Origin of the sequence: Affinundibacterium nitidum (assembly GCF_014284155.1) — a bacterium.
Lineage (GTDB): Bacteria > Pseudomonadota > Gammaproteobacteria > Burkholderiales > Burkholderiaceae_D > Undibacterium > Undibacterium nitidum.
This window is the reverse complement of sequence record NZ_JACOFZ010000001.1, coordinates 1,310,010-1,324,903: the sequence shown is the minus strand read 5'-3', so window position 1 is coordinate 1,324,903 and position 14,894 is coordinate 1,310,010. Positions and strand designations below refer to the sequence as shown.

Genomic DNA, 14,894 nt, shown 5'->3' with positions numbered 1-14,894 from the left:
CTAGGTTTTCAACAGCAAAGGCGCTACTCAAGCGCCTTTTTTTATTCGATCACGGCCACGATGATAATCGGGGTTGTACGTGTCAAAAGGTGACCTCTGTCAGTCCCACCGTTGAAGCTAAATTGAGAAACGCGCAAGGCGTTATTGCTGTCATTCCAGATTAAGCCATTATCGGTAATTGGCAGGTTAAAGGCGACTTGATTGGGTGTACGTACTTCAATGCTGGCGTTGCTATCACGTTTGTCGAAGCCAAATTTAACACCAACACATTTTTTACCAGAAACATTGCTGGAGTCGACCTGCTGCATATACGCCAGCGTTTGTTCACACGCTGTACGCAAATCGGCAACTTCGTAGTTACCATCGGTGCGCAGCTGAATGCTAACGCGAGAGCGGTAAGTGAACTGACTCAATTTCGGACTGAGACTCAACTCCGCATTTTCATCGTATGCGGCTTTCAGCAATGGAAGTTGGGTTTGTCCTAGCGGGTCGAGCCCTAAATTCATGACGCTGCTTTTTGCATTCAGCGTAAGGCGCAAGTTTTCAAGATTGATCGATTTATCTTTGATCACAATTTGAAAACGGTTTTGAATCAGGTGTTTGGACTTACCGTACTTCTCAAACGAGACCATGAGTTTATACGCGTCTCGATAGCTGATCCATTCGCTGTCGGCTTTCTTACTGACGTCAACAACCGATTGGGCAAGAACCTGGGAGGCTCCTAAACCAGTGACGGTAAAGACTGTTGCGATCAAGTGTAAGAAACGTTTCACAATGGGTACAAAATTAAGTTAATAAGGGGCTTGAGGTGCAAATTAAAATCGATATGCCAATGCAGTCGAGATCGACACTCCAGTTTTCTTTTCTACTAAGGGGCTTTCTTTAGCACTGCCAACAAGCTGCGTTGCCCGTAACTTGCTGGTAATGAGCCACGATGTACTCAGGCTATAGTTCCAGTTGATATCAAGATGAACATCCTTCACGCCAGATTTTGGATGAAATTCTTCGTTAATGCTGCGACCAGCTTCTACTTCACTGACCCCAAAGTAACTTTCTGCATAAGCTTGGTTGACTAGGTTGAAGCCGACACCGACGGCAAGAGAATGGTGGCGTGGCAGATCACTAAATCGATAGCTCAAATCGGAGCTCAAACGCAGCCCCTTTTTGTCATTACCTGCGCCGTAAAGTAAGCTGTTAGTGAAACGTAGATTTTCATTTACTCGATAATGATAAAAGCCGCCTGCGAGTAGTCGTGTTTTGATGTCTGTCATTCCATCTAAGCGATTGAGCTCCCGTTGAACAATTTTAAGTTCTGGTCCCATGACGCTAGAAGTCTGATAGCGGGGGGCGTCGATGCTGTTGCCAACACCTGAAGGGGTACGTCCCGGTTCAATTTGGAGTAAAGGGCCAAATTCCATATTCGGGGTATCGGACAAGTGCCAGCCTGCCGTCATACCCGCCAAATACATGCCGTTGCTCCATTCGACTTGAAGTGCAGGCAGCACAGTACGTTTACTTTTCTCCGCGCCTTCATAGTTTGGGCGTGAAATAACACCGATCCCAACGTAGCTGTCGAAGCTACCATCAGGCATCAAATTGCGGCTAGGACTTTGTGCCATACATGGCATCGCAGTCAAAAAGCAAAGAAAAGTAAAGATTTTTTTCATCTTGGTACGTGGCTCATAATCAAACATCGGTGACTTAATTCAGCACGGCTTACGCTACGCCGTGTCGCAGTGCTTATTTTACCGATTTCATTCGCATCCATGATGCGTCCTCGTTATTTCTGAGCGCTTTTCTTCAATAGATGATAGGTATCGTTGTAAAGTCGACGCTCTCATCACTACGATCAATCATCATTATTTGTGCTGGGCTGACAATCGCCATAGTGCAGAGTGTTTCAGGTGCTAAAGGTGGTTGCCCGTCAAGGTAAGACACATTTATTCGTTTGTTATAGCGCCACACGGTAATTTCGGGGTCTCCATAGCAACCGTTTGGCTTACTACCCGTAAAGACCGCGATCAACATTTTTTTACTAAAGTCGATAGTGGGCAAAGGGCGATTGATCACTGCATTGTGCTCTTGCCACAGGGTCGACCAAGCTGCTTGGTCTTTGACCACCAAGGCCCGTGGTGTCTGTATCATTGAGTTTGAAGTTTTCTCAATAACGTCGAAACCTATTTTTTGGCCACTAATTTCCACAAAATCTACTGGCAACGCCAAGCGAGGTGCGCGCACTAAACTCATAGGTGTGCTTGCTTGAGGCGACGTTTTATCGCAGCTTGTTAAAGATACGATACTTCTTTCATGGAATTGCGCCGTTATTTTTTGTCCATTTGTCGATACTTTTAGAATCTGATGTTGGCTGCAGTTATTCGGGCTAGCAAAGAAGCTTCCGATAACCATGTCGCTAGCGAAATCAAGATTTAATTTTTGTGGGACTGTAAACTTGCCGAGTTCAACAAATTGCGTCCAGAGTTTGTCATCCTTAATGACAGCATTGATTGGTGCTTTGCCATAAAAAAGTGACGCGCCAAGGGCTGTGATTCGCAAATTGGTCTCTGCATCTGCCGGCACAATAATTTGCTGGATCTGGTGATTGGGTCCTAAACCAAGATCCGGGTAGTCTAGGTGCTCTATTGCTTGTTTGAAAATGGCTGCAGCACTCGGGTCACTACAGTTATAACGTGGACCAGCAATCGAATCGGCATTGCTGCAGACAACATTTTCAGGTGTTTTCCCAAAGAGAGTTTGACGGTAACGGGCATCAGAGCAAGTTCCGAGCTTTTCTGAGAGCACATACTGTTGATCGATGACGAATAATCGGTTTTGTAGATCGGCACAACTTGTGTCTTTGGCGATAGTTAAGAAAGCATTGGTCTCGATTGGCGCAGGCGTGCTTTTAATCGGAGTTGATAAATTCGATGTATTCCCCCCGCCACATCCACTAAGGATGTTTGCGCATAAATAAATTAAAGTAATTGATCTCGCTTTGCTCATTTGTGCCTCTTTCGTCGAGTCGCGCAAATCGAGTCGGCATGTGGTTGCCCGAATGAATTTGCGTATCGCCATAATCTGAGGCACATCATATTCAAGTAAGTGGAAAGAATCTCCTCTGAACTTAATGCAATTTGTCATTAAATTGTAGCGGTTCTCGTTCGAAATAACGTTGTGAAAATATTTTTGCAAATCACCTTCTTCTTATAGAATGTCGATGGGAGATATTGGATGACAATTGTAGGACAAACACTAGTTGAGTCTTGGGGGAGATCGGTATGAACCGTATCTTTCTGCGTTTTATCGGCCCTGTATTCTTGTCTATTGCCCTCGCAGGCACTTTGGTCTATGGCGCGATTACTTTACTGTTTGGTGAGCCCGTCAAAGAAAATGCTGCTAGACAGGCCGCGCCGCAGATTTTTTTATTGGAACAATATATCGACAAAGCCCCAGGCGATGAGTGGTTGCAACGCCTAAACAAAGTGCGCGAAGTCTCACAGGTGAAGTTTGATTTGATTCCTTTGCGCACAGCATTGACGCAGTTAGACGAAGATCAACGTGCGAAATTGATGGATGGTACGGTTGTGATTGATGTCCCTGGGCGCGCATTTTATCGGCGTGTAGATCTCACAGGCTATCGTTATGTCGATAGTGAAAACGATGTGCTGTATGCCCAAGATTTGCCGATTGATATGTGGCAGTTTCTACGCATCGAAATGTTGCGTTACGTGCTAGTCGCCCTTGTCTTGTTGGTGCCAGTGGCTTTTTGGTCGCGCTCCCATTGGCGAGAAGTGCAAGCCTTGGCCAAAGTGACCGAAAAATTTGGTAGTGGTGAGTTAGCGGTTCGCGCCGATACTCCCACAAGTTCGAGTGTGTACCCATTATCCGTGCAGATCAACCAGATGGCGGAGCGCATCGCACAACTGTTGACGGCCCAAAAACAGTTGTTGCACGCAGTTTCTCATGAGCTCAGAACACCGATTGCACGCCTCGAATTTGCACTGGAAATTTTACAGGATGCCGGTGTCGACGATAAAAAAAAACAACGCATCGATGCCATGCGTGGCGATCTCGCGGAACTCAATACCCTCGTTTCTGAATTGCTGAATTTGGCGAAGATGGAGCAACAACACGAGCTACAGTTGCAGGAATTGAGTGCCCAAGAATTCGCACAAACATGTATCGACGGTTTACCACCGATGCGCGCCGAACTTCAACTTAATCTTACGGTGGAACCAGTTCATCTGCGTCTGCTGGCAGATCAACGTTTATTGATGCGCGCGGTGCAGAATTTACTGAAGAACGCGATGAAATATGCTAATCAGCACATTGGCATGGAGATCGGCGAAGACAAAGATTGCCGTTGGATTGCGGTCGAAGACGATGGCGTCGGTATTCCTCAAGCTGAGCGCGAAAACATCTTTGAAGCCTTTTATCGTCTTGATCGGAGCCGTGATCGCAATAGCGGTGGATTTGGTTTGGGTTTATCGATTGTCCGCCAAATCGTACAAATGCACAGTGGTTCTATTGAAGTGAACGATGCAAAATTGGGTGGAGCTCGCTTTGTAATTAGATTGCCGAAATAAATTTCAGCATAGTTTGCTCGATGGCCGCTATGAAATACAAAGGAGTCGTTTGGTGCGACTTCTTTGTATTTGTTTATAGCGCTACGATTAAATTGCTTGAGTGCGGCTTTTTAACCAAGCTAAGGCATTACCGCTGACGCGTGGTGACAAACGGTGCAAAACGTGCAGGTGGTATTGGTTCAGCCAAGCGATTTCGTCTTCGCGCATGATGCTAAGATCGATGCAGCGCGTGTCAATCGGGCACAGTGTCAAGGTTTCAAACTGTAAGTAATCGCCAAATTCAGTGCTTTCTGCCGGTACGCAAAGCAAAAGATTCTCAATTCGAATTCCCCATTTTCCAGGGCGATAAATTCCTGGCTCGTTGGAAGTAATCATCCCAACTTCCATCTTCATATGCACTTCTGGTACAGCGCCCGAGATGCTTTGTGGACCTTCGTGAACGTTTAAGAAATAACCGACACCGTGTCCTGTACCATGGCCAAAATTGATGCCTTCGGCCCAGATCGGCGCGCGGGCAATAACATCTAGCGTCGTCGACAAAGTCCCATAGGGGAATTTCATGCGTGACAACGCAATCATGCCCTTGAGGACTAAAGTGAAATCGTGTTTCTGATCATCAGACACTTTACCGACGCCGACCACGCGTGTGATATCGGTGGTACCGTTATAGTATTGGCCACCAGAGTCAATCAGCAATAATCCATCGCCCTCGATTTGCGCGTAGGACTTCTCTGTCGCTCGGTAGTGTGGCATGGCGCCATTCCCATTAAAGCCAGCGATAGTGCCGAAACTTGGACACACAAAATGCGCTTGCGCCGCGCGTGCTGCGCAGATTTTTTCGTCGATGGTGAGTTCGCTGATAGCTTGTGTTTTGTCTTGCATCGCGTCTTCAAACCATGCGAAAAATTCGCACAGCGCAGCACCATCTTGCTCCATTGCCTCGCGCACAAACTGTGCCTCTTGCGGTGTTTTTCGCGACTTTAGGAAAACGGAAGGGTTAATTGCTTCGATCACCTTGCAGTGTTTCGCTATCGATTCTCGGAAACCAAAAGTAATGCGGCGTGGATCGATCAAAACCGCATCCCCAGCGCCTAGCGTACTGAGTGCATTTGCTGCATCAACATAGGGTTGAAGCTCTACACCGTCAGCTGCCAAGGCTTGCGCGACTCCGGCAGGTACTTTATCGAGCGGCACAAACAAAACGGCGGTGCTCGCACTCAGAAGTAAGTGTGAGACGAAGACCGGATTGTAATTGACGTCCGAACCACGTAAATTGAGCAACCAAGCAATGTCATCGACCGTCGAGATGAAATGCCATTGCGCAGACTTCTCGACCATTGCAGCACGCACTTGTTGCAGTTTCTCACGGCGGCTGACGACGGCATATGGCGCCGGATGTTCATACACCATTTCAGTTGGTAATGAAGGGCGATCTAACCACACTTCTTGTAAGAGATCGGTCTCAGTTTGTATCTTCACGAGTTTAGGGTAAAGTGCATTTTGTAGCATGCGCGCACTGGCCAAACTCAACACATTGCCATCCACGCTTAGAACTTGATTGGCTTTCAGGTTCGCCGCTAACCATTCGATATGCGCTGGTGTCGCAGAAGATAAGATCTTCATCATTTGTATACCACTGCCAGCGAGTTCGATCTCAGCTTGTTCCCAATAACGACTGTCAACCCATAGACCCGCGAACTCAGCAGTAACAACGAGTGTTGCGACCGACCCAGTGAAGCCAGAAAATACTTCGCGCGCTTGCCAACGCGGGGGGAGGTATTCAGACAAATGTGGGTCTGCAGATGGAATCAAACAAGCGTCAATGCCGTGGCGCTGCATGGCTTGTCGAAGTTGGCTTAATCTTTCTGGGACGGTGTATGTCATTTTATTTTCTCTAACAGCGATTTTGTCTTATTTGGAATTGCTCAAAAAAAATGCGCACCAGTTGAGGATGCGCATCTTCGGGAGATCAGCTTGGTTTGATCTGAACGTGAATTAACGCACGCGCATGCCAGGTTCTGCGCCAGGCCAGGCTTCCAAAATGTAGAGGCCAGGATTGGTTTTTTCATCGGCGGCAGATGCTGCTAATACCATACCTTCAGATATACCAAATTTCATTTTACGTGGTGCGAGGTTAGCCACCATGACCGTGAATTTACCAATCAATTGTTCTGGCTGATAAGCTGATTTGATGCCTGAGAACACATTGCGCGTTTTACCTTCGCCTACATCTAAAGTTAAGCGCAGCAATTTGTCTGAACCTTCTACGTGTTCGCAATTGACGATTTTGGCGATACGCAGATCGACTTTAGCGAAATCGTCGATCTTGATTTCGTCTGCCAATGGCTCGATGCTCGGCGTTGCTGTGGCTGCAGCTGCCGTTGATTCGGCCGCAGCTGGCGCATCAAACAATTGATCAAAAATCAGAGGGTCAACACGTTGCATCAAGTGCACGTAAGGATTGATCTGATGCTGGTTAGGCAACGGTGCATAGACGTCAGCCCATTGCAAGGCGCCGATATTCAATTGCGCTTCAACTTGGCTCGCCAAATGCGGCAAGACTGGCTTTAAGAAAATCGTCAAGATACGGAAGGCTTCCAGCAAACGGCTGCACACTTCTTGTAACTTGGCTTCGTTGCCTTCTTGCTTCGCCAGTTCCCAAGGTTTGTTTGCATCAACGTAAGCATTGATGACGTCCGCTTGTTCCATTACGGCGCGTAAGGCTTTACCAAATTCACGTGCTTCGTACAGTGCTTGGATTTCGGTCGTGACGGCACGCAGATTTTGCAAGAACGCATCATCGGCTGTTGCCCATGTGGTGTTGACCTTGCCATCAAAACGTTTCGTGATAAAGCCAGCCGCACGGCTCGCGATATTGATGTACTTACCGATCAAATCGGAATTCACACGCGCCACGAAGTCGTCTGGGTTCATGTCCAGATCTTCAACCTTGGCATTGAGTTTGGCCGCAAAGTAGTAGCGCAACCATTCTGGATTCATACCGATGTCGAGATAGCGCAAAGGTGAAATACCTGTGCCGCGGGATTTCGACATTTTTTCACCGGAAACAGTCACGAACCCGTGTGCATAAACATTGTCTGGCGTTTTATAACCAGAAAATTTCAACATCGCTGGCCAGAATAGCGTATGGAAGTACGTAATGTCTTTCCCGATGAAGTGAATTTGTTCCGTCTTCGGATCGGCCATAAAGGCATCAAAATCTTTGCCCGTTTTGTTGAAGTAGTTTTTCAATGAAGCGAGATAGCCAACAGGGGCATCGAGCCAAACATAGAAATATTTGCCTGGTTGATCAGGAATTTCGATACCGAAGTAAGGTGCATCACGACTGATATCCCAGTCACCTAAGCCGCCTTCGCCTTCCAACCATTCTTTGCACTTATTTGCGACTTCGGATTGCAAGCGATTATCTTGCAAAGCCCAGCCACGCAAGAATTCGACGCATTTTTCATCAGATAACTTGAAGAAAAAGTGCTCAGACGATTTCATAATTGGCGTTGCGCCAGTCAAGACCGAGTAAGGGTTCTTGAGTTCGGTTGGCGCATACACAGCGGAACACACTTCGCAAGAATCGCCATACTGATCTTTAGCGCCGCACTTCGGGCATTCGCCTTTGATGTAGCGATCTGGCAAGAACATGTTCTTAACAGGGTCATAAAACTGCTCGATGGTTTTGCTGGTGATGAAGCCTGCCGCTTTGAGCTTGCGGTAAATGTCTTGCGATAGTTCGTGATTTTCAGCACCATCAGTCGAGTGCCAATTATCAAATTGGATATGAAAACCATCCAGGTATTGCTTACGACCTGCAGCGATTTGACCGACGAATTCTTGCGGTGTTAAGCCTGCTTTTTCGGCAGCGATCATAATCGGTGCGCCATGCGCATCGTCAGCACAGACGAAGTTAACTTCGTGGCCCGACATTCGCTGATGACGAACCCAGATATCGGCCTGGATGTACTCCATGATATGGCCAAGATGGAAAGGGGCGTTCGCGTAAGGAAGGGCAGTGGTGACAAACAGCTTGCGAGTCATAATCTTGAATTTCTTCTATGAAATGGACGAAAGCTAGTATTTTAACAGTGAAAACCCACATCGCAGTAGTTTAGCGATGTGGGTTTCTATTTGCGAAGCCGAAGTTTTAGTTCGGGAGTGGGAACGTACAACTAGCGTTTTTTGAGAAGTCACTAATGAATTTGACCTCTGCTGTGAGCGACGGCGTCTGGCTATATGCCTTCATTCCAGGTGATTTCATGTTAATTGTTATCGATTGTCCGGTCGTGGAGCCGTAATCTGTTGCCATAAAATTCAAAATGAAGGCTGCTGGTGTGCTCGCGATCGGTGTCGATTTGAGATAGTTGACGTTGTACGGCTTTTTCAACTTATAAGCATTTGCACCGATAACGAGCGAAATTGTGCCTTCGTCTGTTACGGATAAATTACAAACAGTATTCCCAAAGGTGCTCGCGCCAAGTGCCGCACCCTTGACGCAAGTGCTTGAGTTGGGGTCACTGCTCATCCCGTCAGGACAAGCTTGGGCATTTCTAAGTAGTTGAGCGACATCGGGCGTCAAAATCAAAGGAGTAGAGAAAATGTCTGCGCTAGCATCATTGCCGACCAAAATTAATTTTTTTGCATTGATGAATTCATAGTTAGTGACTGCGGCCGCAATTTTCATTCCTATGGTGATTGAGTCCGCATCATTGAGGTAGCCCATGCCTTGTTGAACGGCGAAATAATTTGCGATAGCGATTTTATTGTCGAGCAAATCTGCGACGTAGCCATACGTTGAGTCGCCCTTGAACGTATGTGCAGAGTAGAGAATTGTCGCGACCAAACTACTTCTACTTTCCTTGCCGCTATTTAAACTGCTAGTCCAATAATCAAGTCCTGCTTGGTCGACGCTGGTGCGTCCCAATACGTTTTTGTAAATAATTTTGATGAAGTCCGCGGTGCTCATATTGGCGTTGTAGCCAGTCTCTGTTGGAAACAGAAGCGCGGCCCGGTAAAAATTATCGGCAATCTGATTGATCGTGGCTCCAGCCGCCAATTGATCTATCCAATAGCTCAAACCATTTGCATCCGGCACGCGATTAAAAAAGGCCACGTAAAGCTCTTCCAGTTTTTGCAAGTCGTTGGCAGATATCGCGCTGGCTTTCTTTGCAATTTGAAGATTGATGGTTGCATCGGAAAAATTTAAGTTAGTAATATTGCTTGGGATACTTGTTACTTTACTCGTAGCAATCTCAGTCACTACGAAGCCTGCCGCTGTATTTCGAATTGCGTAGTTTGAGCGAGGCCCTGCAAAACTCTGCGTACTAGCAGCTGGTGCAGCGGGTGGCATGGCATAGGCAGCGCTTGGTTTGGTTTGATCGGTATTCCCACCGCATGCGGTGAGGCAGAGTGTGAAGGCGCAAAAGAATAAAGTGGTGAGTTTTTTCATATTGGATGGAATGTGGGGACAAGCTGGTTAGAGTTTGCTCTGATCAAAAAAGTGGTGTTGCAAATTGGAAAGCTAAACTCTTGCACGTTTAATTACAAATGATACTTTTTTTATAAACCATGTTGGCAATTGAAACTATTCTAACATTCTAGATAATTATTTTCTATGCAATTGTTTTTCTTATGTAATATTCATGGAATCCCGTAGTGGGTTTATGGCTTTGATCGGTTTGATCTGCGTTTTACGTTAGACTTGCGGTAATTGAATGGAGAAACGCATGTCAGCAGCAAGTACAGAACAAAATGTAGCAATCCTTGAACAAGCAAAATTGTTGCTTGGGTCGGTGATCGATACCAATACTGGAAAAGACTTCATTGCTTCGAAAGCAATCAAAAATATACAATTTGCCTCTGGTAAATTGAGTCTCGATGTGGAATTGGGCTACCCAGCCAAAAGCCAATTCACTTTAATCCAAGACCAGATCGCCAAGGCATTGGCTGGCATCAGTGGAGTCGACAGCGTTGAGGCTCATGTATCAAGCAAGATCGTAGCGCACACTGTCCAGCGAGGCATCAAATTGATGCCTAACGTCAAAAACATCATCGCTGTAGCATCCGGGAAGGGCGGTGTTGGTAAGTCGACGACGTCGGTAAATTTGGCCTTGGCATTGGCTGCTGAGGGGGCGAGCGTGGGCTTGTTAGATGCCGATATTTATGGCCCTTCACAACCGATGATGATGGGTATTGATGCTAGACCGGAGTCGGCTGATGGTAAAACCATGGAGCCGCTCGAGAATTATGGTGTGCAGGTTTCGTCGATTGGGTTCATGATTGATCCGGATTCTCCAATGGTGTGGCGTGGCCCTATGGTGACTCAAGCCTTGCAACAATTGTTGGAGCTGACTAACTGGCGTGATCTCGATTACTTGATCGTCGATATGCCACCTGGTACCGGCGACATTCAACTGACTTTGTCGCAAAAAGTGCCTGTGACTGGGGCTGTGATTGTCACGACGCCGCAGGACATTGCACTGCTAGACGCCCGTAAAGGCTTGAAGATGTTTGAAAAAGTGGGCATCCCTATTTTGGGTATTATTGAAAATATGAGTACACATATTTGCTCGAACTGTGGCCATGCTGAGGCCATCTTTGGTGCAGGTGGTGGCGAGAAAATGTGCCAAGAATATAAGGTTGATTTCTTGGGTGGTTTGCCTTTAACAATGGCGATTCGTGAACAAGCAGATTCTGGTAAACCAACGGTGGTAGCTGATCCTGACGGTGCTATTGCGCAAGCCTACAAAGCAATTGCGCGCAAGATCGCGATTAGGGTTGCGGAAAAAGCCAAAGATATGAGCAGTAAATTCCCAACGATTACAGTGCAAAACAACTAATTGAGTTCGCTAAGAGCATGACTTTTTCGACAATCGACCAAGAGATGATGGCTTTGGCCTTGCAAGAGGCACGCAGGGCCACCATGGAAACTTCACCGAATCCAAAGGTCGGCTGCGTATTGCTCAAAGGCGGCGAAATCATCGGTCAAGGTCATACACAAAAAGTAGGGCAGGCACATGCAGAAGTAATGGCGTTGCGGGATGCGGTAAACAAAGGACACGATGTGAGTGGCGCGACTGCTTATGTCACCTTGGAGCCCTGTAGTCATTACGGTCGAACTCCTCCATGCGCGAATGCTTTGATCGAAGCAAGGGTTGCACGTGTGGTAGCAGCAATTGAAGATGCAAATCCTCAAGTGGCCGGGCGTGGCTTTGCGATGTTACGTGATGCTGGTATCGAGGTTGCGCATGGTTTGATGGCGGCGGAAGCGCGAGAAATGAATATCGGTTTCTTGCGACGCATGGAGACGGGTAAGCCCTGGGTCCGTCTCAAAATGGCGGCAAGTTTGGATGGTTTTACTGCATTGCCTAACGGCCATAGCCAATGGATTACCGACAGCGAAGCGCGTGTTGATGGCCATCGTTGGCGTTCGAGAGCCGATGCTATTTTGACTGGCATTGGCACCGTACTTGTTGACGACCCTCAAATGACGGTGCGACTTCCTGGTCAAGAAATCAGCAGGCAGCCACGTAAAGTCATTGCTGATTCCATGCTCCGTACGCCCGAAAATGCGCAACTCTTGCAATCAGGGGAGACCACGCTAGTTCATACACAAGCGACATTATTGCCGGAATCTAAAATGGGGCGGCTGCGGGAGAAAGGAGTTCAACTGCTGGAATTGCCGGGTGCCGATGGAAGCGGTGTCGATCTCAATGCATTGGTGCTTGAGTTGGGGCGACAGCAGGTCAACGAGCTCCACGTCGAAGCAGGAGCCAGTCTCAGTGGTGCATTGATGGCCGCAGGCGTGGTTGATGAGTTATTGTTATATCTCGCACCGAAATTTCTTGGCGCGGGTAAGACCATGTTTGAACTGCCTACATTATCCGACGTCAATCAAGCAATGGCGTGGCAAGTACATGAAATGAAACCGATTGGTAATTCGATTCGAGTCTTGTTGCGGAAGTAGAGTGTACGACCTAGCGAGTGAGTAATAATAGTTCAGAAAAATAAAAAAGCCTCGATGATTTCTCAACGAGGCTTTCTATTCTGGTCGGAGTACAAGGATTCGAACCTTGGACCCCCTGGTCCCAAACCAGGTGCGCTACCGGGCTGCGCTACACTCCGAAAACTGCGACATGCATTGCTAATACAAAACATGGTGAAACTAAAAAGGATCGTCAAAAATATTCGACGATCCTTGAAAATTGGTCGGAGTACAAGGATTCGAACCTTGGACCCCCTGGTCCCAAACCAGGTGCGCTACCGGGCTGCGCTACACTCCGAGAAGCGAGATAATACTTCGCCTGCTAGTTCTTGTCAACCGCTGTCAGCCAGTACTTCTGTTCATTTGATGTATTTCAAGGGACTGACGAACTTGATTTGCCTCAACTTCATAAGGACAACTGGCTTTCAAAATGATAGTGCTCTTGAGAATGTGGGTCGATGAAACTGATACGTTTGGCGAGTAATTTGAGTGGTTTCTCGAAATCATCATGACCAACGGGGAGTGCTTGCGGATAAAAGCGATCGTTGAGGATCGGCGCGCCTAAACTAGCGAGATGCACGCGTAGCTGGTGCTTTTTTCCAGTCTTTGGTTGCAATTGATAGAGCGCATTTTCGCCACGGCGTTCAATAATTGAAATCAAGGTTTCAGTATTGGCTTCACCTTCTACTTCATGCATAACAAAAAATTGCGCGCTTTCTTCAAGCCGACTCTGTTTCAAATAGGGCGTTGGCAAGTCTGGCAAAAATGCAGCAATGGCGTGGTAGGTTTTTATTATCTGATTCTGCTGAAATAAGGCTTGATAACGGCCCCGCGTTTTCGGATTGCACGACAACAGTATGACGCCCGCGGTTTCACGGTCGAGTCGATGTAGTGGGGTCAAAAAGTCGATTCCTGTACTGTTTTTCAGACGTACTAGCAGAGTTTCCTTTAAATAGTTACCGCCGGGCGTCACTGGAAGAAAGTGAGGTTTGTCGACCACCAGCAAATCTTCATTTTGAAACAATATGGTTTCCTGAAACGGAATTGCGACTTCGTTTTCTACTTCGCGATAATAGTAAATGCACATGCCGCGTTTGACGGGCGAGTTGGGTGTAAGTGCATTTCCTTCTGCAGTACATACCTCGTGTTTAGCGAAACGGGTAAGCCATATTTGTTCGCTGACCTCGGGAAAATGCGAACATAGAAAATGTAAAGCATGCTGCCACTGCCCTTCCGGGAGCCAAATGTAGCTTGGACTGATGCCGTCACGAGTGGGAAGTGGTGCAGATTTCACTGAGTGCCTAATGCAATGGTATGATGAAGTTGTCGCATCTTACCATTGCTCAAATTGGTCGTAACTTTGAATGTGTGAATTCCCCTTTAGAACATGATCCAACTACCTCAACTTAGTCATGCCGAAATAGAATTGACTCAAGAGGTTGAGGTCGTAGACGAGCGTGGCCGTCTCAGTGCGATCCATATTCCAATCGAGCGTGATCTCACTGTGTATGTGGATAAACGCGAGTTAGTCACCTTGATGACGATAGGTGCTAATCCTGAGTTATTGGTGTTGGGTTATCTTAAAAACCAACGTCTAATTAAGAATGTTGCTGACATCACCTCGGTGCAAGTCGACTGGGAGGTCGCTGCTGCTGCGGTCGTCACTCGGTCAGGGATTGACCACATTGAACAGCGAACGGCAAAAAAGATTGTGACGACAGGCTGCGGTCAGGGCACGGTTTTTGGTGCCTTAATGGATGATCTTGACCAAATTCAGTTGCCGATTAAGGCTAGCGTTAAACAATCTGTCATCGTGAGTATTGTTGATGCCGTTCGACACCACCCTTCAGTCTACAAGAAGGCAGGGTCAGTGCATGCATGTGCCTTGTTTTCAGACACTGGGGAGCTATTGCAGTTTGTTGAGGATGTTGGTCGGCACAATGCCGTTGATGCGATTGCAGGCAAAATGTGGCTTGAGGAGATGCCCGGCGAAGATAAGATCTTCTACACCACGGGACGCCTGACTTCGGAAATGGTGATAAAGGCTGCGCAAATGGGTATTCCTATCTTGTTATCGCGCTCAGGTACAACGGCAATGGGTTTGCAATTGGCACAAGAATTAGGGATGAGCTTATTTACTAGGTGTTCCGGTAATCATTTTTTGTTGTTAAGCCATGCTCGTCGCTTGAAAGTTGATGCCACGCCCTAAGCGTCTAGTGCTAAGTATCCTAGTCCCTCGTAAAAAGGTAAAATAGCGGTTTTGACTTTACCGCGATTATTGTCGTCCTCAAATTTCTATAGGATCGACAACCGCCATG

General features: G+C 47.1%; 11 protein-coding genes and 2 tRNA genes. 4 read left to right on the top strand and 9 right to left on the bottom strand.

The annotated features are described in order from the left end of the window. Positions 1-41 precede the first annotated feature (41 nt). From H8K36_RS05715 to H8K36_RS05705, 3 genes are all read right to left on the bottom strand, one after another. Positions 42-773 carry a hypothetical protein gene (locus H8K36_RS05715; RefSeq protein ID WP_186914665.1) on the bottom strand — a complete coding sequence of 244 codons (732 nt, stop codon included), beginning with the start codon at positions 771-773 and terminating at the stop codon, positions 42-44. Between the two features lie 42 nt (positions 774-815). Beyond that, on the bottom strand, positions 816-1,619 hold the full coding sequence (locus H8K36_RS05710; RefSeq protein ID WP_186914666.1) for a MipA/OmpV family protein: 804 nt from the start codon (positions 1,617-1,619) through the stop codon (positions 816-818). 181 nt (positions 1,620-1,800) lie between these two features. Next, a complete protein-coding gene (locus tag H8K36_RS05705; RefSeq protein WP_186914667.1) occupies positions 1,801-3,000 on the bottom strand; it encodes a hypothetical protein in 1,200 nt (399 codons plus the stop codon). Positions 3,001-3,275: 275 nt separating this feature from the next. On the opposite strand from H8K36_RS05705, the gene H8K36_RS05700 reads away from it, so the two are divergent. Then, complete coding sequence (locus tag H8K36_RS05700) at positions 3,276-4,583, top strand: ATP-binding protein (RefSeq protein WP_186914668.1); 1,308 nt, start codon at positions 3,276-3,278, stop codon at positions 4,581-4,583. Positions 4,584-4,670: 87 nt separating this feature from the next. Here H8K36_RS05700 and H8K36_RS05695 read toward each other — a convergent pair whose 3' ends face one another. From H8K36_RS05695 to H8K36_RS05685, 3 genes are all read right to left on the bottom strand, one after another. Further along, positions 4,671-6,467 (bottom strand): aminopeptidase P family protein, encoded by a 1,797-nt coding sequence (locus H8K36_RS05695; protein ID WP_186914669.1) that lies wholly within the window; start codon positions 6,465-6,467, stop codon positions 4,671-4,673. A gap of 111 nt (positions 6,468-6,578) precedes the next feature. Continuing rightward, the gene (gene metG / locus H8K36_RS05690; protein WP_186914670.1) at positions 6,579-8,633 is read right to left on the bottom strand and encodes a methionine--tRNA ligase; all 2,055 of its coding nucleotides are present in this window, start codon (positions 8,631-8,633) and stop codon (positions 6,579-6,581) included. 106 nt (positions 8,634-8,739) lie between these two features. After that, positions 8,740-10,041 carry a DUF4214 domain-containing protein gene (locus H8K36_RS05685; RefSeq protein ID WP_186914671.1) on the bottom strand — a complete coding sequence of 434 codons (1,302 nt, stop codon included), beginning with the start codon at positions 10,039-10,041 and terminating at the stop codon, positions 8,740-8,742. A gap of 277 nt (positions 10,042-10,318) precedes the next feature. Between H8K36_RS05685 and apbC the strand changes: the two genes are divergently transcribed. Both apbC and ribD read left to right on the top strand, forming a co-directional pair. Then, the gene (gene apbC, locus H8K36_RS05680; protein WP_186914672.1) at positions 10,319-11,431 is read left to right on the top strand and encodes an iron-sulfur cluster carrier protein ApbC; all 1,113 of its coding nucleotides are present in this window, start codon (positions 10,319-10,321) and stop codon (positions 11,429-11,431) included. Between the two features lie 17 nt (positions 11,432-11,448). Then, entirely contained in the window at positions 11,449-12,558 is a 1,110-nt protein-coding gene (ribD, locus tag H8K36_RS05675) for a bifunctional diaminohydroxyphosphoribosylaminopyrimidine deaminase/5-amino-6-(5-phosphoribosylamino)uracil reductase RibD (protein ID WP_186914673.1), read from the top strand. Between the two features lie 81 nt (positions 12,559-12,639). Here ribD and H8K36_RS05670 read toward each other — a convergent pair. From H8K36_RS05670 to H8K36_RS05660, 3 genes are all read right to left on the bottom strand, one after another. Beyond that, positions 12,640-12,716, bottom strand: a tRNA-Pro gene (locus tag H8K36_RS05670). Between the two features lie 81 nt (positions 12,717-12,797). Further along, positions 12,798-12,874, bottom strand: a tRNA-Pro gene (locus H8K36_RS05665). 108 nt (positions 12,875-12,982) lie between these two features. Further along, positions 12,983-13,870 carry a pseudouridine synthase gene (locus H8K36_RS05660; protein ID WP_186914674.1) on the bottom strand — a complete coding sequence of 296 codons (888 nt, stop codon included), beginning with the start codon at positions 13,868-13,870 and terminating at the stop codon, positions 12,983-12,985. 93 nt (positions 13,871-13,963) lie between these two features. Here H8K36_RS05660 and H8K36_RS05655 point away from each other — a divergent pair, with 93 nt between their 5' ends. Further along, complete coding sequence (locus H8K36_RS05655) at positions 13,964-14,785, top strand: formate dehydrogenase accessory sulfurtransferase FdhD (protein WP_186914675.1); 822 nt, start codon at positions 13,964-13,966, stop codon at positions 14,783-14,785. The last annotated feature ends 109 nt before the right edge of the window (positions 14,786-14,894 follow it).

What these genes read in the sequence shown, in the direction of transcription:
- ribD (WP_186914673.1), top strand. Translation starts at nt 11,449, where the DNA reads ATGACTTTTTCGACAATCGACCAAGAGATGATGGCTTTGGCCTTGCAA.
- H8K36_RS05705 (WP_186914667.1), bottom strand. Translation starts at nt 3,000, where the DNA reads ATGAGCAAAGCGAGATCAATTACTTTAATTTATTTATGCGCAAACATC.
- H8K36_RS05695 (WP_186914669.1), bottom strand. Translation starts at nt 6,467, where the DNA reads ATGACATACACCGTCCCAGAAAGATTAAGCCAACTTCGACAAGCCATG.
- H8K36_RS05710 (WP_186914666.1), bottom strand. Translation starts at nt 1,619, where the DNA reads ATGGCACAAAGTCCTAGCCGCAATTTGATGCCTGATGGTAGCTTCGAC.
- H8K36_RS05700 (WP_186914668.1), top strand. Translation starts at nt 3,276, where the DNA reads ATGAACCGTATCTTTCTGCGTTTTATCGGCCCTGTATTCTTGTCTATT.
- H8K36_RS05685 (WP_186914671.1), bottom strand. Translation starts at nt 10,041, where the DNA reads ATGAAAAAACTCACCACTTTATTCTTTTGCGCCTTCACACTCTGCCTC.
- metG (WP_186914670.1), bottom strand. Translation starts at nt 8,633, where the DNA reads ATGACTCGCAAGCTGTTTGTCACCACTGCCCTTCCTTACGCGAACGCC.
- H8K36_RS05655 (WP_186914675.1), top strand. Translation starts at nt 13,964, where the DNA reads ATGATCCAACTACCTCAACTTAGTCATGCCGAAATAGAATTGACTCAA.
- apbC (WP_186914672.1), top strand. Translation starts at nt 10,319, where the DNA reads ATGTCAGCAGCAAGTACAGAACAAAATGTAGCAATCCTTGAACAAGCA.